We start from the raw sequence: 21,243 nt of genomic DNA, 5'->3' as shown, positions 1-21,243 counted from the left end.
CTAGACTCCGCCGATGCCGACCCTTCAGGGCGGCGTACCCACCCCCGAAGATCAGGCCGCGGCACTCCCCGCGACCGTGCGAAGGATTTGTCGTCCCGTGAGTATCGTGACTCTCCTGCCGTTCATCGTCCTCATCGGGGCCATGTTCCTGATGACCCGCTCTGCCAAGAAGAAGCAGCAGCAGGCGGTGGCCATGCGCAACCAGATGCAGCCCGGAACCGGCGTACGGACGATCGGGGGGATGTACGCCACCGTCAAGGAGGTCGGCGAGGACACGGTCCTCCTGGAGGTAGCTCCGGGAGTCCACGCCGTCTACGCCAAGAACGCGATCGGGGCCGTCCTCGACGACGAGGAGTACAACCGCATCGTCCACGGCGACGGTGACCTGAAGACCGACGGCACCGTCGTGCCGGACGACGCCTCCTCGCTCACCCAGAGCGACGACGTCGACACCGCCGTCGCCGACGACGTCGCGAAGATCGACCTGGGCAAGAAGGACGAGGCCGACGAGGCGGAGACCGCTCCGAAGGCGGAGGACGCCAAGGCCGAGGACAAGCGCGACGGCGACACCGACGCGAAGTAAGGCGTGCAGACGGACCGCGGCGCCGATCGGCGCGCGCGGTCCGTTCCGTGCCGACACACGCGGGGGATTCCCCACACCACTTCGTGGCCGCCCCGACGCTCACCCGGCGTAGGCGGCGGTTGGACAGGGAGAAACGAGAAGGTGGCAGCACCCAAGAAGGGCCGAGGGCCGGCATCGGGGGGGCCGGGCAAGCCGGGACGCGCCCTGGCCGCGATCCTGATCGCCATCGGCGCCCTGATCGGCGGGATGTTCTGGTCGGGCGAGACCACCCCGCGCCTGGGCATCGACCTCGCCGGCGGTACGAGCATCACGTTGAAGGCCGAGAGCGACCCCGGTAAGCCGAACGCGGTCAACAACACCAACATGCAGACCGCGATCGGCATCATCGAGCGCCGTGTCAACGGGCTCGGTGTCTCGGAGGCCGAGGTCCAGCAGCAGGGCACCGAGCACATCATCGTCAACATCCCCCGGGCGACCGACTCCGAGAAGGCCCAGAAGCAGGTCGGCACGACCGCCGAGCTGTACTTCCGGCCGGTCCTCGCCGTCACCGGCAGCGCCCCGCTCCCCGAGCCCTCGGCCGACGGCTCCCCGAGCGCCACGCCGAGCGGCAAGCCCAGCGGCAAGGCGTCGTCCTCGCCCAGCCCCAAGCCGACCGCCACCACCCAGGGTCGTGCCGTCCCCGAGGCCCTGAAGCAGGACGAGTCGCCGTCCCCCGGGGCGAGCACGTCCGGCAAGCCGGCCGCCACCCCGCCGGCCCCGCAGCCCTCCGCCTCCGGCGCCGCGGCCGTCGCCGCGCTGGACAAGCAGTTCGCCGCGCTGGACTGCACGCCGAAGAAGGGCACCAAGGAGGTGCCCAACCCGGCGCAGGACGCCGACCCGGCCAAGCCGACCGTGGCCTGCGGCCAGGAGGGCGACGCCAAGTACATCCTCGGCCCGGCCGAGGTCGCCGGCACGGACGTCGACGAGGCATCGGGCGTCCTCGACCCGCAGCGCGGCCGCTGGATCGTCCAGCTCGGGTTCACCGACGCCGGCACCAAGAAGTTCGCGGCCACCACCGGCAAGCTGGCCGGCCAGGCCCAGCCGCAGAACCAGTTCGCGATCACCCTCGACGGCCAGGTCGTCTCCGCCCCGTCCGTCAGCAGCGCCATCGGCGGCGGCAGCGCCGAGATCTCCGGCAGCTTCGACCAGCAGTCGGCCACGGAACTGGCCAACATCCTGTCGTACGGCGCGCTCCCGCTGTCGTTCGAGCAGGAGAGCGTCACCACCGTCACCGCCGCACTCGGTGGTGAGCAGCTCAAGGCCGGTCTCATCGCGGGCGCCATCGGTCTCGCGCTGGTCGTGATCTACCTGGTCGTCTACTACCGCGGCCTGTCGATCATCGCCCTGCTCAGCCTGCTGATCTCGGCCGCCCTCACCTACGCGCTCATGTCGCTGCTCGGCCCGGCCATCGGCTTCGCGCTGAACCTGCCGGCCGTCTGCGGCGCCATCGTGGCCATCGGTATCACCGCCGACTCGTTCATCGTGTACTTCGAGCGGGTCCGGGACGAGATCCGCGAGGGCCGCACGCTGCGCCCCGCCGTCGAGCGCGGCTGGCCGCGGGCCCGGCGGACCATCCTGGTCTCCGACTTCGTGTCGTTCCTCGCCGCGGCCGTGCTCTTCATCGTCACCGTCGGCAAGGTCCAGGGCTTCGCGTTCACGCTCGGTCTGACCACCCTGCTCGACGTGGTCGTGGTGTTCTTCTTCACCAAGCCGCTGATGACGCTGATGGCCCGCACCACGTTCTTCAGCAGTGGTCACCCCTGGTCGGGTCTGGACCCGAAGCGGCTCGGGGCCAAGCCCCCGCTGCGCCGCTCGCGGCGTCTCTCCGCCACCACCGAACCGAAGGAGGCGTGAGATGTCACGACTCGGCAGCATGGGCGCGCGCCTGTACCGCGGTGAGGTCGGGTACGACTTCGTCGGCAAGCGGATGATCTGGTACGGCGTCTCCATCCTGATCACCATCACGGCCATCGCCGGACTGATGGTGCAGGGCCTCAACATGGGCATCGAGTTCAAGGGCGGCGTCGTCGTCACGACGCCCAAGCTCTCGGTGTCCACCGAGGAGGCACGGGAGACGGCGGAGGAGATCTCCGGCCACATCCCGATCGTCCAGGAACTGGGCAGCGGTGGCCTGCGCATCCAGATCAGCGATGTGTCGACCTCCGAATCGAACAAGATCAAGTCCGAGCTGGCGTCCGACTTCGGCATCGCCACCAAGGACCTGACCGTCGACATCGTCGGCCCCAGCTGGGGCGAGCAGATCGCCAACAAGGCATGGACCGGCCTCGGCGTCTTCATGGTCCTCGTCGTGGTCTACCTGGCGATCGCCTTCGAGTGGCGCATGGCCGTCGCCGCACTGATCGCCCTGATCCACGACCTGACGATCACCGTGGGCATCTACGCGCTGGTGGGCTTCGAGGTCACCCCGGGCACGGTGATCGGTCTGCTGACCATCCTCGGCTACTCCCTCTACGACACCGTCGTCGTCTTCGACGGTCTGAAGGAGGCGTCGAAGGACATCACCAAGCAGACCCGCTGGACGTACAGCGAGATCGCCAACCGCAGCCTCAACAGCACCCTGGTCCGCTCCATCAACACCACGGTCGTGGCGCTGCTCCCGGTGGCCGGCCTGCTGTTCATCGGCGGCGGCTTCCTCGGCGCGGGCATGCTCAACGACATCTCGCTGTCGCTGTTCGTGGGTCTCGCGGCCGGTGCCTACTCGTCGATCTTCATCGCCACGCCGCTCGTCGCCGACCTCAAGGAACGCGACCCGCAGATCAAGGCGCTGAAGAAGCGCGTCCTCGCCAAGCGAGCCCAGGCGGCCAAGGGCGAGCCCGGGGACGCGACGGACACCGCGGCTCACGACGACGACCGGGACGACGAGCCGCAGGACGCGGCTCCCGCCGGCGCCGTGGTCGGCCAGCGCCGCCAGCCCACCCGAGGGCGGGGCAAGCGCCGATGACCCCCACCACGCGGGAGCTCCTGCTCAGCCGCATCCGGGATGTCCCCGACCACCCCATCGCCGGGGTGACGTTCAAGGACATCACGCCGCTGCTCGCGGACCCGGAGGCGTTCACCGCCCTCACCGAGGCGCTGGCCGAGCTGTGCGTACGGCACGGGGCGACGAAGATCGTCGGCCTGGAGGCGCGCGGGTTCATCCTCGCCGCACCGGTCGCCGTGACCGCCAAGCTGGGCTTCGTCCCCGTCCGCAAGGCGGGCAAGCTCCCCGGCGCGACCCTGTCGCAGGCATACGAGCTGGAGTACGGCACCGCCGAGATCGAGGTGCACGCCGAGGACCTGCTCCCCGGTGACCGCGTCATGGTCATCGACGACGTGCTCGCCACCGGCGGCACCGCCGAGGCCTCGCTTCAGCTCGTCCGGCGGGCCGGAGCCGAGGTGGCGGGCGTCGCCGTACTCATGGAGCTCGGCTTCCTGGGCGGCCGCGCCCGGCTGGAGCCCAGCCTGGCCGGCGCTCCCCTGGAGGCGCTGATCACGCTCTGACCAGCGTGCACACGGCACAGGAACGGGCACCCGGAAGACCGGGTGCCCGTTTCGCTTCGCCGTCCCCGCGCCCCGGCGGCCCCGCGCGGCCGGTCCGGCGGCGTCCGGAGGCGAACGGCTCGCCCGAGGTCAGTACCATGGGATTCCGGGCCTGACCGGGGGACCCGGACCCGCACGAGGAGCGCTCTTGCCAGACGAGGCCCAGCCACTCTCCGCCGCGAAGCCCGACCAGCAGGCCGACAAGGCCGCGGCGCCCCCAGCCACGCCCGCCGACCAGGCCGCGCTGAACAAGGCGGCGGACGCGCAGGCGGCCACCCCGCAGCGCGCGCAGGGCCCCGCCCCCGTCTCGGCCCCCAAGTCCACGCCGCCCGCCGGCGCCCGCTCCGGCGGCTCCTCCAACCGCGTGCGCGCCCGTCTCGCCCGGCTGGGCGTCCAGCGCTCGTCGCCGTACAACCCGGTCCTGGAGCCCCTGCTGCGCATAGTGCGCAGCAACGACCCGAAGATCGAGGCGTCGACGCTCCGCCAGATCGAGAGCGCCTACCAGGTCGCCGAGCGCTGGCACCGCGGCCAGAAGCGCAAGAGCGGCGACCCGTACATCACGCACCCGCTCGCCGTCACCACCATCCTGGCCGAGCTCGGCATGGACCCCGCGACCCTGATGGCGGGCCTCCTCCACGACACCGTCGAGGACACCGAGTACGGCCTGGAGCAGCTGCGCAAGGACTTCGGCGACCAGGTCGCCCTGCTCGTCGACGGCGTCACCAAGCTGGACAAGGTCAAGTTCGGCGAGGCCGCGCAGGCCGAGACGGTCCGCAAGATGGTCGTCGCCATGGCCAAGGACCCGCGCGTCCTGGTCATCAAGCTCGCCGACCGCCTGCACAACATGCGCACCATGCGCTACCTCAAGCGGGAGAAGCAGGAGAAGAAGGCTCGCGAGACCCTCGAGATCTACGCGCCCCTGGCCCACCGGCTGGGCATGAACACCATCAAGTGGGAGCTGGAGGACCTCGCTTTCGCGATCCTCTACCCCAAGATGTACGACGAGATCGTCCGCCTCGTCGCCGAGCGCGCGCCCAAGCGGGACGAGTACCTCGCCATAGTGACCGACGAGGTCCAGGCCGACCTGCGGGCCGCCCGCATCAAGGCGACCGTCACCGGCCGCCCGAAGCACTACTACAGCGTCTACCAGAAGATGATCGTCCGCGGCCGTGACTTCGCGGAGATCTACGACCTGGTGGGCATCCGCGTCCTGGTCGACACGGTCCGCGACTGCTACGCCGCCCTCGGCACCGTCCACGCGCGATGGAACCCGGTCCCCGGCCGGTTCAAGGACTACATCGCGATGCCGAAGTTCAACATGTACCAGTCGCTGCACACGACGGTCATCGGCCCCAACGGCAAGCCCGTCGAGCTGCAGATCCGTACGTTCGACATGCACCGCCGCGCCGAGTACGGCATCGCCGCGCACTGGAAGTACAAGCAGGAGGCCGTCGCCGGCGCCTCCAAGGTGCGCACCGACGTACCCAAGAACACCGGGCGCGGCCAGGACACCGTCAACGACATGGCGTGGCTGCGCCAGCTCCTGGACTGGCAGAAGGAGACCGAGGACCCCAGCGAGTTCCTGGAGTCGCTGCGCTTCGACCTGTCCCGCAACGAGGTCTTCGTCTTCACCCCCAAGGGTGACGTCATAGCGCTGCCCGCGGGCGCCACCCCGGTCGACTTCGCGTACGCCGTCCACACCGAGGTCGGCCACCGCACCATAGGGGCACGGGTCAACGGCCGGCTCGTACCGCTGGAGTCGACCCTCGACAACGGCGACCTGGTGGAGGTCTTCACCTCCAAGGCCGCCGGCGCCGGACCGTCCCGCGACTGGCTCGGCTTCGTCAAGTCGCCGCGGGCCCGCAACAAGATCCGTGCCTGGTTCTCCAAGGAGCGCCGCGACGAGGCGATCGAGCAGGGCAAGGACGCCATCGCGCGCGCGATGCGCAAGCAGAACCTGCCGATCCAGCGCATCCTCACCGGCGACTCGCTGGTCACCCTGGCCCACGAGATGCGCTACCCCGACATCTCCTCGCTGTACGCGGCCATCGGCGAGGGGCACGTCGCGGCCCAGGGCGTCGTCCAGAAGCTGGTGCAGGCCCTCGGCGGCGAGGAGGCCGCGAGCGAGGACATCGCCGAGTCCGCGCCGCCGTCCCGCGGGCGCGGCAAGCGGCGCGCCAAGGCCGACCCCGGCGTGGTCGTCAAGGGCGTCGAGGACGTCTGGGTCAAGCTCGCCCGCTGCTGCACGCCGGTGCCGGGCGACCCCATCATCGGCTTCGTCACCCGGGGCAGCGGCGTATCGGTCCACCGCGCCGACTGCGTCAACGTGGACTCGCTGTCGCAGCAGCCGGAGCGGATCCTCGACGTCGAATGGGCGCCCACCCAGTCCTCGGTCTTCCTGGTCGCCATCCAGGTTGAGGCCCTGGACCGCTCCCGCCTCCTGTCGGACGTCACCCGCGTCCTGTCCGACCAGCACGTCAACATCCTGTCGGCGGCCGTCCAGACCTCCCGCGACCGGGTGGCCACCTCCCGCTTCACCTTCGAGATGGGCGACCCCAAGCACCTGGGGCACGTCCTGAAGGCCGTACGCGGCGTGGAGGGCGTGTACGACGTGTACCGCGTCACCTCGGCCCGCAGGCCCTAGGCGTGTCGTTTCGGGACGTTGGCGACACGCGGACTGTGTGAGCACAGCGAAAAGGGCCTCCCCGCCGCGGGGAGGCCCTTTCTCCTGTCGTGCGCGTCAGCCGCCGAACTCCTGGAGCCCCTTCAGCGCCTGGTCCAGCAGCGCCTGCCGGCCCTCCAGCTCACGGGCGAGCTTGTCCGCCTTGGCGTCGTTGCCCGCCGCACGGGCCGTGTCGATCTGCTTCTGCAGCTTGTCGACCGCGTCCTGGAGCTGACCCGTCAGACCCGCCGCACGCGCGCGTGCCTCCGGGTTCGTACGACGCCACTCGGCCTCCTCGGCCTCCTGGATCGCCCGCTCCACGGCGTGCATCCGGCCCTCGACCTTCGGGCGGGCGTCGCGCGGCACGTGACCGATCGCCTCCCACCGCTCGTTGATGGACCTGAACGCCGCACGGGCCGCCTTGAGGTCCGTCACCGGGAGCAGCTTCTCGGCCTCGCCGGCCAGCTCCTCCTTGAGCTTGAGGTTCTCCGTCTGCTCGGCGTCACGCTCCGCGAACACCTCGCTGCGCGCCGCGAAGAACACGTCCTGGGCGCCGCGGAAGCGGTTCCACAGGTCGTCCTCGTGCTCGCGCTGGGCCCGGCCGGCCGCCTTCCAGTCCGCCATCAGCTCGCGGTACCGGGCGGCGGTGACGCCCCAGTCGGTGGATCCGGAGAGCGCCTCGGCCTCGGCGACCAGCTTCTCCTTGACCTTGCGGGCGTCCTCGCGCTGCGCGTCCAGCGAGGCGAAGTGCGCCTTGCGGCGCTTGGAGAAGGCCGACCGGGCGTGCGAGAAACGGTGCCAGAGCTCGTCGTCGGACTTCCGGTCGAGCCGCGGCAGGCCCTTCCAGATGTCCACCAGGGCACGCAGCCGCTCGCCGGCGGCCCGCCACTGCTCGCTCTGCGCCAGCTCCTCCGCCTCGGCGACCAGCGCCTCCTTGGCGTGCCGGGCCTCGTCGGTCTGCTTGGCCTTCTGCGCCTTGCGCTCCTCGCGCCGCGCCTCGACCGTCTCGACCAGCGTGTCCAGCCGCTTGCGCAGCGCGTCCAGATCGCCCACGGCGTGGTGCTCGTCCACCTGGTGGCGGATGTGGTCGATCGCGGCCATGGCGTCCTTGGCCGACAGGTCGGTGGTCTTCACCCGCTTCTCGAGGAGGCCGATCTCGACAACCAAGCCCTCGTACTTGCGCTCGAAGTAGGCCAGTGCCTCCTCGGGAGATCCGGCCTGCCACGATCCGACGACCTTCTCGCCGTCGGCTGTACGCACGTACACGGTGCCCGTCTCGTCGACGCGGCCCCACGGGTCGCTGCTCACAGCGCCTCCTCCACATGATGCCGACGAGGGCGGTCACCCCCGGGCATCGTCCACAGTTCCCTGACGGGCCTCGCCCGCCCTCCACAACGCGACGGTCGGAGCCGCGCTGCACAACGCCAATCTAGGCGACCGGCGACCCGGCTGTCCGCACTCAGCGCGACCGAATTCGCCGGTTCGCACCCTGAACCACGGGCTGGCCCACGCCGTGGCTCACGCCTTGTCGACGGTGGCCTTCCGGATGGTGACCGCCTTCTTGGGCGCACCGTCCTGGGCGCCCCCCGCGACCCCTCCCTTGGCCACCTCCTGGACGGCCTTCAGGCCGGCCGAATCCATGGTGCCGAAGGGGGTGTACTGCGGGGGCAGCTTGGTGTCCTTGTAGACCAGGAAGAACTGGCTGCCGCCGGTGCCGGGCTGCCCGGTGTTGGCCATCGCCACCGTCCCGGCCTTGAAGGTCACCGCGCCGTCGGCGCCCGGCTTGCCCAGGGAGGCGAGGTTCTCGTCCGGGATCGTGTAGCCGGGACCGCCGGTGCCGTCGCCCTTGGGGTCGCCGCACTGGAGCACGAAGATGCCCTGCGTGGTCAGGCGGTGGCACTTGGTGCCGTCGAAGTACTTCTTGTCGGCGAGGTGCTTGAACGAGTTCACCGTGCGCGGCGTCTTCCCGGCGTCCATCGCGATCGAGACGGCACCGTGGTTCGTCGTGAGCGCCATCGTGTACTTCGCCTTGGTGTCGACGGCCATCTTCGGCTCGTCCGCCTTCGGCTCGGGGGAGGACTCCGTCCCCGGCGAGGAGGACGGCAACTCGATGGGCTCCTTCGCGTTGGCGGACTCGGTGCGGAAGTTCGTGTAGGCACCGGCGCCCGCCACCAGCGCCACGGCGACCGCGGCGACGATGATCCTGGTACGCCGCTTGGCCTTGCGCTGGGCCTCCTCACGGCGCTTCTGCTGCCGCTCGAACTTCTCCCGGGCGAGCTGGCGCCGCCGCTGATCGCTGGTGACCACCGGGTCTTCTCCTTGTCGGTCGTCTGTTCCTGTCCTGGCCGAGTGTGCCCGTACCGTATACGGGTTGGCTGTGGAATGAGCAGCGCCGGTAGGCTCTGAACTGCTGCATTCCTCACCGGACGACGCGTGCCGGACGACTCTTTAAGGACGATCGTGCTCATTGCCGGGTTCCCCGCCGGGGCCTGGGGGACCAACTGCTACCTGGTCGCCCCCGCCGCAGGCGAGGAGTGCGTGATCATCGACCCGGGCCACCAGGCCGCCCAGGGGGTCGAGGAGACGCTGAAGAAGCATCGGCTCAAGCCCGTGGCCGTCGTCCTGACCCACGGCCACATCGACCACGTCGCCTCCGTCGTACCGGTCTGCGGCGCCCACGACGTACCCGCGTGGATCCACCCCGCCGACCGGTACATGATGAGCGACCCGGAGAAGGCCCTCGGCCGCTCCATCGGCATGCCGCTCATGGGCGAGCTGACCGTGGGGGAGCCGGACGAGGTCCACGAGCTGACGGACGGGGCGAAGCTGAGCCTCGCCGGCCTGGAGCTCACCGTGTCGCACGCGCCCGGCCATACCAAGGGGTCGGTGACCTTCGGGATGCCCGAGGCCGCGGACGTCCCGCCGGTCTTCTTCTCGGGCGACCTGCTGTTCGCCGGCTCCATCGGACGCACCGACCTGCCCGGCGGTGACATGGCCGAGATGCTCGAATCGCTGGCCCGGGTGTGCCTGCCGCTCGACGACTCGACCGTGGTGCTGTCCGGCCACGGCCCCCAGACGACCATCGGCCGCGAGCGCGCCACCAACCCGTACCTGCGCGAGGTGGCGGCCGGCGGCCAGGGAGCGGCTCCCGCTCCCCGACGAGGAATGTGACGAGAGAAGCCCCGTGAGTACCTTCCAGGCCCCCAAGGGCACCTACGACCTGCTGCCGCCGGTCTCCGCGACGTACCTCGCCGTCCGCGAGGCGATCTCCGCACCGCTGAGGAACTCCGGCTACGGGTACGTCGAGACCCCCGGCTTCGAGAACGTCGAACTGTTCGCCCGCGGCGTCGGCGAGTCCACCGACATCGTCACCAAGGAGATGTACGCCTTCGAGACCAAGGGCGGCGACAGGCTCGCCCTGCGTCCCGAGGGCACCGCGTCCGTGCTGCGCGCGGCGCTGGAGGCCAACCTCCACAAGGCGGGCAACCTTCCCGTCAAGCTCTGGTACTCGGGTTCGTACTACCGCTACGAGCGCCCCCAGAAGGGCCGCTACCGCCACTTCTCCCAGGTGGGCGCCGAGGCGATCGGCGCCGAGGACCCGGCGCTGGACGCCGAGCTGATCATCCTGGCCGACCAGGCGTACCGCTCGCTGGGCCTGCGGAACTTCCGCATCCTGCTGAACTCGCTGGGCGACAAGGAGTGCCGCCCCGTCTACCGGGAGGCCCTCCAGGGCTTCCTGCGCGGCCTGGACCTGGACGAGGACACCCGCCGCCGCGTCGACATCAACCCGCTGCGGGTCCTCGACGACAAGCGCGCCGACGTCCAGAAGCAGCTGGTGGGCGCGCCGCTGCTGCGCGACCACCTGTGCGACGCCTGCAAGGCGTACCACTCCGAGGTGCGCGAGCTGCTCTCCGCCGCCGGCGTGGTCTTCGAGGACGACGAGAAGCTGGTGCGCGGCCTGGACTACTACACGCGCACCACGTTCGAGTTCGTCCACGACGGCCTCGGCTCGCAGTCCGCGGTCGGCGGCGGCGGCCGCTACGACGGCCTGTCCGAGATGATCGGCGGCCCCGCCCTGCCGTCGGTGGGCTGGGCGCTGGGCGTGGACCGCACGGTCCTGGCCCTGGAGGCCGAGGGCGTCGCCCTGGACCTGCCGGCCACCACCAGCGTCTTCGCGGTCCCGATCGGCGAGGAGGCCCGGCGCCGGCTGTTCGGCCTGGTCACCGAGTTGCGCAAGGTGGGCGTCGCGACGGACTTCGCGTACGGCGGCAAGGGTCTGAAGGCCGCGATGAAGGCCGCCAACCGCAGCGGCGCCCGGTACGCCCTGGTGCTGGGCGAGCGGGACCTCGCCGAGGGCGTGGCCCAGCTCAAGGACATGGAGTCCGGAGAGCAGGAGCCGGTCGCCCTCGACGGACTCGTCGAGAAGCTGGGCTCGCGCCTGGCCTGACGCGCCGAGGACACCCCGGCCACCCGCCGGGGTGTCCTTATGTCCACCGAACGGCGGACGGGAGCCGGCGTACGGCACAATGGCCACCGCCTCACGCACGCACCGACCGAGTGATGGAACGGCCCACATGACGACTGCAGCGGTTGACGACGTGTCCTCCGACCACGGCGGGAAGGCGGTCGGCGCCGGCCGGGCGTTCGCCTGGATGCTGGTGGTCACCGGAGCGGCGGGGCTGCTCGCCGCGTGGGTGATCACGCTGGACAAGTTCAAGCTGCTGGAGGACCCGGGTTTCACCCCGGGGTGCAGCCTGAACCCGGTCGTCTCCTGCGGCAGCGTCATGAAGAGCGACCAGGCGGCGGTCTTCGGCTTCCCCAACCCGATGCTCGGCCTGGTGACGTACGGCATGGTCGTCGCCATCGGCGCCGGCCTGCTCGCCGGCGCACGCCACCGCCGCTGGTACTGGCTCGGCCTGAACGCCGGCACCCTCTTCGGCGTCGGCTTCTGCATGTGGCTGATGCACCAGTCGCTGTACGAGATCAACGCGCTGTGCCTGTGGTGCTCCCTGGCCTGGGTCGCCACGATCGTCATGTTCTGGTACGTGACCTCGCACAACGTGCGCAACGGCCTGTTGCCGGCGCCGCGCGCGGTCCGCGGTTTCCTCGACGAGTTCACCTGGGTGCTGCCCGTCCTGCACGTCGGGGTCATCGGGATGCTGATCCTGACCCGCTGGTGGGACTTCTGGACCGGCTGAGGTGTCAGTGGGCTGACATACGCTTCTGGATGTGGAGCCCGACCTCTTTACCGCAGCGGCCGAAGAACGCCAGGAGAAGGACCCGTCCAGCAGTCCCCTGGCCGTCCGCATGCGCCCGCGCACCCTGGACGAAGTCGTCGGCCAGCAGCACCTGCTGAAGCCGGGGTCGCCGCTGCGCCGGCTGGTCGGTGAGGGCGCCGGGGGTCCGGCGGGCGCCTCGTCCGTCATCCTCTGGGGCCCGCCGGGGACCGGCAAGACGACCCTGGCGTACGTCGTCTCCAAGGCGACCAACAAGCGCTTCGTGGAGCTGTCCGCGATCACCGCGGGCGTCAAGGAGGTCCGCGCGGTCATCGACGGCGCCCGCCGCGCGGCGGGTGGCTTCGGCAAGGAGACCGTCCTCTTCCTCGACGAGATCCACCGCTTCAGCAAGGCCCAGCAGGACTCCCTGCTGCCGGCCGTCGAGAACCGGTGGGTCACCCTCATCGCCGCCACCACCGAGAACCCCTACTTCTCGGTGATCTCGCCGCTGCTCTCCCGTTCCCTCCTGCTCACCCTGGAACCGCTCACCGACGACGACATCCGGGGCCTGCTCCGGCGCGCCCTCACCGACGGACGCGGTCTGGACGGGGCGGTGACCCTGCCGGACGACGCCGAGTCCCACCTCCTGCGCATCTCCGGCGGAGACGCCCGCCGGGCGCTGACCGCCCTGGAGGCGGCGGCCGGAGCGGCCATCGCCAAGAACGAGCCGGAGATCACCCTCGCCACACTGGAGGAGACGGTCGACCGGGCGGCGGTGAAGTACGACCGGGACGGCGACCAGCACTACGACGTCGCGAGCGCCCTGATCAAGTCCATCCGCGGCTCCGACGTCGACGCGGCCCTGCACTACCTCGCCCGGATGATCGAGGCCGGCGAGGACCCCCGCTTCATCGCCCGGCGCCTGATGATCTCGGCGAGCGAGGACATCGGGCTGGCGGACCCGACCGCGCTGCCCCTCGCCGTCGCGGCCGCGCAGGCCGTGGCGATGATCGGCTTCCCGGAGGCGGCGCTCACCCTGAGCCACGCCACCATCGCCCTCGCGCTGGCGCCCAAGTCCAACGCCGCGACCACCGCGATAGCCGCCGCGCAGGCGGACGTGCGCAACGGTCTGGCCGGCCCGGTGCCGCCCCATCTGCGCGACGGGCACTACAAGGGGGCGGCCAAGCTCGGCCACGCCCAGGGGTACGTCTATCCGCATGACGTGCCGGGCGGTATCGCGGCCCAGCAGTACGCCCCGGACGCGATCCACGGCCGGCGCTACTACGAGCCCACCCGGTACGGCGCGGAGGCGCGGTACGCGGACGTGGTGGAGAAGGTGCGCGAGCGGCTGCGGGGCGAGGGATCGGCCTAGCCGGCCGCTTCGAACAGCGCGCGCATCACCCGCCGCAGTCCATGGACGTCCCCCACGGGCTCGGGGAAGTCGAAGCGCGCGTCGAAGAACCGCCCCGACGCGTCCCGGCACCGCACGCGCAGCCCGAAGCGGTCCAGTGCCAGCGGCACCACGCTCCGTACGCCGGCCCGGTGTCCGAGCAGACCGCTCAGCCCCTGCACACGGTCGTCGTGCGCGGCGGCGAGGTGCTGGAGCAGCTCGGTCTCGTGCGCGGTGAGCGGGTCCGGCAGGGCCTCGGCGAACTCGGCGGGGCCCACCGCCGCGTCGCCCCACAGGTCGTCGAGGTACACCTCCCCGACCTCCAGGCGCAGCATCATGTACCCGGGTTCGGCGATGCCCGGGGCGCGGGTGAGCCACCCGGAGAGCCACGCCCGGCCGCGGATACGGTGGGGGACGGCGACCGGGGCGACATCGGTGAGCTCCAGCACGGCGGGCAGTTCGTCGTCCTGCGCGTGCGTGGCGGCCCGCACGGCCGGGGCGTCGGCGGGGTACAGCAGGTAGACCTCGCCGTCCGTGCCCACGAGCCGCGCCCGCGGCATCAGCTCCTCCGGACGGGCCCCGTCGGCCCCCGGGAGGATGAGCACCGCGGAGCATGTACTCTGTACGAGAGTTCGTGTGCGCTCGGCTGCTGACGGCATCCGCGCGATTTCAGGCCCGCTGGGACGCGGCTGACCATGAGCTGATCGGACCTCCGTCACATCGATGCTCCGCGAAGCGCGAGCATCGCTCTTTGTGCTGCTGTCTGTGACGCGCGTGGTGTTCCCAGGGCTCGACATGCGATCTCCTTGATTAAGGTAAGCCTAACCTAACCTAATTCGGAGGTCTGGAGAACGTGCCTAACCAGTCGCGTCCCAAGGTCAAGAAGTCCCGTGCGCTCGGTATCGCGCTGACGCCGAAGGCCGTCAAGTACTTCGAGGCCCGCCCCTACCCGCCGGGCGAGCACGGCCGTGGCCGCAAGCAGAACTCGGACTACAAGGTCCGCCTGCTCGAGAAGCAGCGTCTGCGCGCGCAGTACGACATCAGCGAGCGCCAGATGGCGCGCGCCTACGACCGCGCCAAGAAGGCCGAGGGCAAGACGGGCGAGGCGCTGGTCGTCGAGCTCGAGCGCCGTCTCGACGCCCTGGTCCTGCGTTCGGGCATCGCCCGCACCATCTACCAGGCCCGCCAGATGGTCGTTCACGGCCACATCGAGGTCAACGGTGGCAAGGTCGACAAGCCGTCGTTCCGCGTCCGCCCCGACGACGTCGTGATGGTCCGCGAGCGCAGCCGCAACAAGAGCCTGTTCCAGGTCGCGCGTGAGGGCGGCTTCGCCCCCGACGGTGAGACCCCCCGCTACCTGCAGGTCAACCTGAAGGCCCTGGCCTTCCGCCTCGACCGCGAGCCGAACCGCAAGGAAATCCCGGTCATCTGCGACGAGCAGCTGGTCGTCGAGTACTACGCCCGCTGATCCAGGCGTCACTCACGCGGTTGTCGAGCCCGCCGTTCCCTCCGGGGAGCGGCGGGCTTTCGCGTTCCCGCCGGCGCCCCGCCCCCTCACCTCGGCCGCGTCCGCCCCGGAGGCAACCGCCCCGGAGGCACCGGGGCCGGCGGCGGCCCCGACAGCGCCCGCGCCACCGCCGCGTCCAGCGGGAGCGCGCCGCCCTCCGCCAGACACGACCCGAAGCGCTCGGCGCCCAGCTCCTCGCCGGCCCGCTGCTCGCACAGCGCCCGGGGCGCGCTGAAGTAACCGGAGCCGAACAGCGGCAGGCCGACCGCCTCCCACATCGGCGCCGCCGCGCCCTGGAGCACCGCCGCCTCCGCCGGGTCGCCCTCCGCCGCCGTCACCAGCGCCAGCAGCTCGACGGCCAGCACCAGCCCGACCAGGTCCCGGAACGCGTGGTCGATGGCGATGCACTCGCCCAGCAGCTCCCTGGCCTCGCCGTACGCGCCCCGCGTCCAGGCCGAGTACGCCAGCACGTACAGCGCGTACGCCCGCGTCCACAGCTCGCCCCGGTCCTCGCACACCTCCCGCACCTCCTGGCACAGCGCCACGGCCGTCTCCGGGGCGCCCAGGAATACCTTCGCCATCGCCAGCTCGACCTGGCCCATCAGCACCTGGCTGTTCAGCTCGCCCAGCTCGCGGTACGCGGCCAGCGCCCGCGTCAGCAGTTCCTCGGCGCGCGGCATGTCGTCCGACAGGAGCGCCAGGCAGCCCAGCCGGTGGGTCGTGTACGCGGCCGCCAGCGCGTCTCCCGTACGGGCGGCGCCCTCCCGGCACGCGTACAGCGCCGCCAGTGCCGCCGTGTCGTCGCCCTGGAGGATCGCCACGTACCCCAGCACCCACAGCGCCCGCAGCCGGGCCTCGTCATGACCCCGGTCCGCGGCCACCGCCCGGTCCAGCCAGTGCCGCCCCTCCGCCAGCCGCCCGCAGCCGACCCAGCAGAACCACAGCGTCGCGGCGAGGTGCTGCGCCAGGTGGGCCTCGTCCGGGTCCTCCAGGCACAGCTCCAGGGCCGCCCGCAGATGGGGCAGCGCGCTGTCGGCGCAGGCGGCCACCTCGGCCTGGCGCGGGCTGAACCACTCCAGCTCGCACCAGGTGGCCAGCCCCATGTACCAGTCGCGGTGCCGCCGCCGCATGCGCTCCTCGTCGCCCAGCGCCGCCAGCCACTCCGCCCCGTACGCCCGCACCGTGTCCAGCATCCGGTGGCGCACGCCCGCGGGCGTCTCCTCGCGGAGCAGTACGGACCGGTCCACCAGCCCGGCGACGGCGTCCAGCACCTGGTCGGCCGGCAGGTCCGGGCCGCCGCACACGTACTCGACCGCCTCCAGGTCGAAAGGGCCGGGGAACACCGACAGGCGCGCCCACAGCAGCCGTTCCCGGGGCGTGCACAGCTCGTGGCTCCAGCCGATGGCCGTCCGCAGTGTCCGGTGCCGGGGCAGCGCGCCGCGCGTACCGCCGGTCAGCAGCCGGAACCGGTCGTCGAGCCGGTGCAGCATCTGCTCCACGGTGAGCACGGGCAGCCGGCCGGCGGCCAGTTCCAGGGCCAGCGGGATCCCGTCGAGGCGCCGGCACAGCTCCCGCACCGAACCGCCGTCCGCCGGCCAGCCGTCCGCCGGGCCGCCGCCCACCGCGCGGGCGTCAGGCAGCACCGCGGCGGCCCGGTCGGTGAACAGCCGCACGGCGTCGTCGTCGGGCAGTGGCGCCAGCGGCAGCACGGCCTCGCCGTCCAGCCGCAGCGGACACCGGGCCGCGGCCAGCACGGTCAGCCCGGGGGAGCGGCGCAGCAACTCCCGCACCAGGTCCGCGCAGTCGTCCACCAGGTGTTCGAAACCGTCGAGGACCAGCAGCATCCGGCGGCCGGCCAGGTGCTCGGCCAGGACCTCGCGCGGCGGGCGCCGCGTGTGGTCCGTCAGGCCGAGCGCGTCCAGCAGCGCCTGCTCCAGCAGGCCCGGGTCGCGCAGCGGCGCCAGCTCCGCCAGCCGGGCCCCGTCGCAGTAGCGTTTCTCCGTGGCGGCGGCGGTGCGCAGCACCAGCCGCGACTTTCCCACCCCTCCCACGCCGACCACCGTGACGAGCCGGAACCGGGTGAGCAGCCTCCGCAGTTCGCCGATCTCGTCGTCGCGCCCGACGAACCGGTTCAGCTCCGCGGGCAGATTGCTCGGATTGCAGCGTCGCATGAGACACGGAGCGTACTTGCGCGGGTGCACTCCGTACAATCGGACCGCACAACTCCGGCTCCGCCCGCCCCTAATGCGGTACGGCGAGCGAGCGTCGGCGCGATAGGCTCGGAGGACGACTTTTCGAGGCGTCCGACATGCGACGACCGACGACCGACGAGCAGAGAGCGGTGCGCAGTGACCGGTGGAGAGGTTGCCGGGATTCTCGTGGCCGTCTTCTGGGCGATCCTGGTCTCCTTCCTGGCCGTGGTGCTGGTGAGGCTGGCCCAGACGCTCAGGGCGACCACCCGGCTCGTGGCCGAGGTGACCGAGCAGGCGGTCCCGCTGCTGGCAGACGCCTCCGCGACGGTGCGCTCCGCGCAGACGCAGCTCGACCGGGTCGACGCCATCGCGTCGGACGTCCAGGAAGTCACCTCCAACGCCTCCGCGCTCTCCACGACGGTCGCCTCCACCTTCGGCGGACCACTCGTCAAGGTCGCGGCGTTCGGCTACGGCGTGCGCCGGGCGATGAGCCGGAACAAGAACGACAGGCCGGCCGAGCAGCCCCGGCGTACGGTGATCGTCGGCCGTACGGTGCCGGGAGCCAGGGGCCGGAAGCGGAAGGGCTGACGCAAGGGATGTTCCGCCGAGCTTTCTGGTTCACCGCGGGCGCCGCAGCCGGCGTGTGGGCCACCACCAAGGTCAACCGCAAGCTCAAGCAGCTGACCCCCGAGAGCCTCGCCGCCCAGGCCGCCGACAAGGCGGTCGAGGCCGGCCACCGGCTCAAGGAGTTCGCGCTCGACGTCCGGGCGGGCATGCTCCAGCGCGAGGCCGAACTGGGTGAGGCGCTGGGCATCGAGGCGCCCGCCGACGACCCGGCGCTGCCGGCGCCGCGCCGCGCGGTCCCCCTGGACGGTGCCCGCCCTCCGTACACCGACAACCACTCGTACAACCGGAATGAGGACCACTGATGGAGTCGGCTGAAATCCGCCGCCGCTGGCTGAGCTTCTTCGAGGAGCGCGGGCACACCGTCGTCCCTTCGGCGTCGCTCATCGCGGACGACCCGACTCTGCTCCTGGTCAACGCCGGCATGGTGCCGTTCAAGCCCTTCTTCCTAGGCGAGGAGAAGCCGCCCTACACCCGCGCCTCCAGCGTCCAGAAGTGCGTGCGCACGCCGGACATCGAAGAGGTGGGCAAGACCACCCGCCACGGCACGTTCTTCCAGATGTGCGGCAACTTCTCCTTCGGCGACTACTTCAAGGAAGGCGCCATCAAGCTCGCCTGGGAGCTGCTCACCGGCTCCGTCGAGCACGGTGGTTACGGCCTGGAGCCCGAGAAGCTCTGGATCACCGTCTACCAGGACGACGACGAGGCCGAGCAGATCTGGCGGGACGTCGTGGGCGTCCCGGCCGAGCGCATCCAGCGCCTGGGCAAGAAGGACAACTTCTGGTCCATGGGCGTCCCCGGCCCCTGCGGCCCCTGCTCCGAGATCAACTACGACCGCGGCCCCGAGTTCGGCGTCGAGGGCGGCCCGGCCGTCAACGACGAGCGGTACGTGGAGATCTGGAACCTGGTCTTCATGCAGTACGAGCGCGGCCAGGGCACCGGCAAGGAGGACTTCGAGATCCTCGGTGACCTGCCGAGCAAGAACATCGACACGGGCCTCGGTCTGGAGCGCCTGGCGATGATCCTCCAGGGCGTACGGAACATGTACGAGACCGACACCCTGAAGGTCGTCATCGACAAGGCCACCGCCCTCACCGGTGTCCAGTACGGTGCCGCCCACGACAGCGACGTCTCGCTGCGCGTGGTCGCCGACCACATGCGCACCTCCGTGATGCTCATCGGCGACGGTGTCACCCCCGGCAACGAGGGCCGCGGCTACGTGCTGCGCCGCATCATGCGCCGGGCCGTGCGCAACATGCGTCTGCTCGGCGCCACCGGCCCGGTCGTCGGCGAGCTCGTCGACACCGTCATCCGGACGATGGGCGAGCAGTACCCGGAGCTGGAGACCGACCGCAAGCGCATCGAGACCGTGGCCCTCGCCGAGGAGGCCGCCTTCCTCAAGGCCCTCAAGGGCGGCACCAACATCCTCGACAGCGCCGTCACCGAGACCAAGGCCGCCGGTGGCACGGTCCTCTCCGGCGACAAGGCGTTCCTGCTCCACGACACCTGGGGCTTCCCGATCGACCTCACCCTGGAGATGGCCGCCGAGCAGGGCCTCTCGGTGGACGAGGACGGCTTCCGCCGCCTGATGAAGGAGCAGCGGGAGCGCGCCAAGGCCGACGCCCGGGCCAAGAAGACCGGCCACGCCGACGTCTCCGCCTACCGGGAGATCGCCGACACCTCCGGCGCCACCGAGTTCGTGGGCTACACCAACACCGAGGGCGAGACCACCGTCGTCGGCCTGCTGGTGAACGGGGTGCCCTCGCCGGCCGCCACGGAGGGCGACGAGATCGAGGTCGTTCTCGACCGGACGCCGTTCTACGCCGAGGGCGGCGGCCAGATCGCCGACACCGGCCGCATCAGGCTGCACAGCGGCGCCGTCATCGAGGTGCGCGACGTCCAGCAGCCGGTTCCGGGTGTCTCCGTGCACAAGGGGTCGGTCCAGGTCGGCGAGGTGACCGTGGGCGCCACGGCGTACGCCACGATCGACGTCCGGCGCCGCCGGGCCATCGCCCGCGCCCACAGCGCCACCCACCTCACCCACCAGGCGCTGCGCGACGCCCTCGGCCCGACGGCCGCCCAGGCCGGTTCGGAGAACCAGCCCGGTCGCTTCCGGTTCGACTTCGGCTCGCCGTCCGCCGTGCCGCAGACGGTCATGACCGACGTCGAGCAGAAGATCAACGAGGTGCTGGCCCGCGAGCTGGACGTGCACGCCGAGGTCATGCCGATCGACGAGGCCAAGCGGCAGGGCGCCATCGCCGAGTTCGGCGAGAAGTACGGCGAGAAGGTCCGCGTGGTCACCATCGGCGACTTCTCCAAGGAGCTGTGCGGCGGTACGCACGTCCACAACACCGCCCAGCTGGGTCTGGTGAAGCTGCTCGGCGAGTCGTCGATCGGCTCGGGTGTGCGCCGCATCGAGGCCCTCGTCGGCGTCGACGCGTACAACTTCCTGGCCAAGGAGCACACGGTCGTCGCCCAGCTCCAGGAGCTGGTCAAGGGCCGTCCCGAGGAGCTTCCCGAGAAGATCTCCGGCATGCTCGCCAAGCTGAAGGACGCCGAGAAGGAGATCGAGAAGTTCCGCGCCGAGAAGGTGCTCCAGGCCGCCGCCGGCCTCGCCCAGGGCGCCCAGGACGTCCGGGGCGTGGCGCTGGTGACCGGCCGGGTGCCGGACGGCACGTCCGCCGACGACCTGCGCAGGCTGGTCCTGGACGTGCGTGGCCGCATGCCGGGCGACCGCCCCACCGTCGTCGCCCTGTTCACCGCCGCCAACGGCCGTCCGCTGACGGTCATCGCCACCAACGAGGCCGCCCGTGAGCGGGGCCTCAAGGCCGGCGAGCTGGTTCGTACCGCCGCCAAGACCCTCGGCGGCGGCGGTGGCGGCAAGCCGGACGTCGCCCAGGGCGGCGGCCAGAACCCGGAGGCCATCGGCGAGGCCATCGGCGCCGTCGAGCGGCTCGTCGCGGACACCGTCTGATGAGACGGGGCCGCAGGCTCGCGATCGACGTCGGGGACGCCCGGATCGGGGTCGCCTCGTGCGACCCCGACGGGGTGCTCGCCACCCCGGTGGAGACGGTGCCGGGACGTGACGTCCCGGCCGCCCACCGGCGGTTGCGGCAGATCGCCGAGGAGTACGAACCGATCGAGATCGTCGTCGGGCTCCCTCGCTCCCTCAGTGGGGGCGAGGGCCCGGCCGCGGCCAAGGTCCGCGCCTTCGTGCAGGAGTTCGCCCGCGCCGTCGCTCCGGTCCCGGTCCGGCTCGTGGACGAGAGGATGACCACAGTGACGGCCGGTCAGGGACTGCGCGCGTCGGGCGTGAAGTCCAAAAAAGGTCGCTCTGTCATCGATCAGGCAGCCGCTGTGATCATCCTTCAGAACGCTCTTGAGTCCGAACGGGTATCAGGTAATCCGCCCGGAGAGAGCGTCGAAGTGGTCATCTGATCGCGATACGGTAACGTTCCGCGCGATGCGGTGGCGTTCGAACAGCCGCCGC

Annotated in this window: 18 protein-coding genes; 14 read left to right on the top strand and 4 right to left on the bottom strand. The window is 71.2% G+C overall.

All coding sequences use genetic code 11. The features are described from left to right. Nucleotides 1–97 precede the first annotated feature (97 nt). The 5 genes from yajC (at nucleotide 98) to AC07DW_RS16265 (ending at nucleotide 6,806) form a co-directional block, all read left to right on the top strand. The gene (gene yajC / locus AC07DW_RS16285) at nucleotides 98–583 is read left to right on the top strand and encodes a preprotein translocase subunit YajC (protein WP_478858307.1); all 486 of its coding nucleotides are present in this window, start codon (nucleotides 98–100) and stop codon (nucleotides 581–583) included. Between the two features lie 141 nt (nucleotides 584–724). Next, nucleotides 725–2,476: a protein translocase subunit SecD gene (gene secD / locus AC07DW_RS16280; RefSeq protein WP_478858306.1), complete on the top strand. Its 1,752-nt coding sequence runs from the start codon at nucleotides 725–727 to the stop codon at nucleotides 2,474–2,476. Between the two features lies 1 nt (nucleotide 2,477). Next, nucleotides 2,478–3,584, top strand: a complete 1,107-nt coding sequence (gene secF / locus AC07DW_RS16275) for a protein translocase subunit SecF (protein ID WP_478858305.1) — start codon at nucleotides 2,478–2,480, stop codon at nucleotides 3,582–3,584. Beyond that, nucleotides 3,581–4,123 (top strand): adenine phosphoribosyltransferase, encoded by a 543-nt coding sequence (locus AC07DW_RS16270; protein WP_478858304.1) that lies wholly within the window; start codon nucleotides 3,581–3,583, stop codon nucleotides 4,121–4,123. Before secF ends, AC07DW_RS16270 begins: the two co-directional genes overlap by 4 nt. Before the next feature lie 187 nt (nucleotides 4,124–4,310). Then, on the top strand, nucleotides 4,311–6,806 hold the full coding sequence (locus AC07DW_RS16265; RefSeq protein WP_478858303.1) for a RelA/SpoT family protein: 2,496 nt from the start codon (nucleotides 4,311–4,313) through the stop codon (nucleotides 6,804–6,806). Between the two features lie 96 nt (nucleotides 6,807–6,902). Here the strand turns inward: AC07DW_RS16265 and AC07DW_RS16260 are convergent, their stop codons facing one another. Both AC07DW_RS16260 and AC07DW_RS16255 read right to left on the bottom strand, forming a co-directional pair. Continuing rightward, the gene (locus AC07DW_RS16260) at nucleotides 6,903–8,132 is read right to left on the bottom strand and encodes a DUF349 domain-containing protein (RefSeq protein ID WP_478858302.1); all 1,230 of its coding nucleotides are present in this window, start codon (nucleotides 8,130–8,132) and stop codon (nucleotides 6,903–6,905) included. Nucleotides 8,133–8,342: 210 nt separating this feature from the next. After that, nucleotides 8,343–9,131 (bottom strand): peptidylprolyl isomerase, encoded by a 789-nt coding sequence (locus AC07DW_RS16255; protein ID WP_478858301.1) that lies wholly within the window; start codon nucleotides 9,129–9,131, stop codon nucleotides 8,343–8,345. A 153-nt stretch (nucleotides 9,132–9,284) separates the two neighbouring features. On the opposite strand from AC07DW_RS16255, the gene AC07DW_RS16250 reads away from it, so the two are divergent. The 4 genes from AC07DW_RS16250 (at nucleotide 9,285) to AC07DW_RS16235 (ending at nucleotide 13,412) form a co-directional block, all read left to right on the top strand. Further along, a complete protein-coding gene (locus tag AC07DW_RS16250) occupies nucleotides 9,285–9,995 on the top strand; it encodes an MBL fold metallo-hydrolase (protein WP_478858300.1) in 711 nt (236 codons plus the stop codon). A 13-nt stretch (nucleotides 9,996–10,008) separates the two neighbouring features. Then, nucleotides 10,009–11,271: a histidine--tRNA ligase gene (gene hisS, locus AC07DW_RS16245; RefSeq protein ID WP_478858299.1), complete on the top strand. Its 1,263-nt coding sequence runs from the start codon at nucleotides 10,009–10,011 to the stop codon at nucleotides 11,269–11,271. Nucleotides 11,272–11,398: 127 nt separating this feature from the next. After that, nucleotides 11,399–12,022 carry a vitamin K epoxide reductase family protein gene (locus tag AC07DW_RS16240; protein WP_478858298.1) on the top strand — a complete coding sequence of 208 codons (624 nt, stop codon included), beginning with the start codon at nucleotides 11,399–11,401 and terminating at the stop codon, nucleotides 12,020–12,022. 31 nt (nucleotides 12,023–12,053) lie between these two features. Then, a complete protein-coding gene (locus AC07DW_RS16235; RefSeq protein ID WP_478858297.1) occupies nucleotides 12,054–13,412 on the top strand; it encodes a replication-associated recombination protein A in 1,359 nt (452 codons plus the stop codon). Here AC07DW_RS16235 and AC07DW_RS16230 read toward each other — a convergent pair. Further along, nucleotides 13,409–14,089 carry a DUF2470 domain-containing protein gene (locus tag AC07DW_RS16230; RefSeq protein ID WP_478858296.1) on the bottom strand — a complete coding sequence of 227 codons (681 nt, stop codon included), beginning with the start codon at nucleotides 14,087–14,089 and terminating at the stop codon, nucleotides 13,409–13,411. The two genes, AC07DW_RS16235 and AC07DW_RS16230, sit on opposite strands and share 4 nt — an antisense overlap. 194 nt (nucleotides 14,090–14,283) lie before the next feature. On the opposite strand from AC07DW_RS16230, the gene rpsD reads away from it, so the two are divergent. After that, complete coding sequence (rpsD, locus tag AC07DW_RS16225; RefSeq protein ID WP_351817620.1) at nucleotides 14,284–14,898, top strand: 30S ribosomal protein S4; 615 nt, start codon at nucleotides 14,284–14,286, stop codon at nucleotides 14,896–14,898. An 86-nt stretch (nucleotides 14,899–14,984) separates the two neighbouring features. Here rpsD and AC07DW_RS16220 read toward each other — a convergent pair whose 3' ends face one another. Then, nucleotides 14,985–17,108: an ATP-binding protein gene (locus tag AC07DW_RS16220; protein WP_478858295.1), complete on the bottom strand. Its 2,124-nt coding sequence runs from the start codon at nucleotides 17,106–17,108 to the stop codon at nucleotides 14,985–14,987. 177 nt (nucleotides 17,109–17,285) lie between these two features. On the opposite strand from AC07DW_RS16220, the gene AC07DW_RS16215 reads away from it, so the two are divergent. From AC07DW_RS16215 to ruvX, 4 genes are read left to right on the top strand one after another with little or no spacing between them, the layout of a single operon-like run. After that, complete coding sequence (locus tag AC07DW_RS16215) at nucleotides 17,286–17,717, top strand: DUF948 domain-containing protein (RefSeq protein WP_064068038.1); 432 nt, start codon at nucleotides 17,286–17,288, stop codon at nucleotides 17,715–17,717. A gap of 8 nt (nucleotides 17,718–17,725) precedes the next feature. Beyond that, nucleotides 17,726–18,058 carry a DUF6167 family protein gene (locus tag AC07DW_RS16210; protein WP_478858294.1) on the top strand — a complete coding sequence of 111 codons (333 nt, stop codon included), beginning with the start codon at nucleotides 17,726–17,728 and terminating at the stop codon, nucleotides 18,056–18,058. Beyond that, nucleotides 18,058–20,727, top strand: coding sequence for an alanine--tRNA ligase (gene alaS / locus AC07DW_RS16205; protein ID WP_478858293.1), 2,670 nt, complete (start codon nucleotides 18,058–18,060; stop codon nucleotides 20,725–20,727). Before AC07DW_RS16210 ends, alaS begins: the two co-directional genes overlap by 1 nt. After that, nucleotides 20,727–21,191, top strand: a complete 465-nt coding sequence (ruvX, locus tag AC07DW_RS16200) for a Holliday junction resolvase RuvX (protein WP_478858292.1) — start codon at nucleotides 20,727–20,729, stop codon at nucleotides 21,189–21,191. Before alaS ends, ruvX begins: the two co-directional genes overlap by 1 nt. Nucleotides 21,192–21,243: the final 52 nt, after the last annotated feature.

This window comes from Streptomyces sp. NPDC045701 (genome assembly GCF_056432045.1).
The sequence above is the reverse complement of the archived record's forward strand: the minus strand, read 5'-3'. Positions and strand labels throughout refer to the sequence as shown.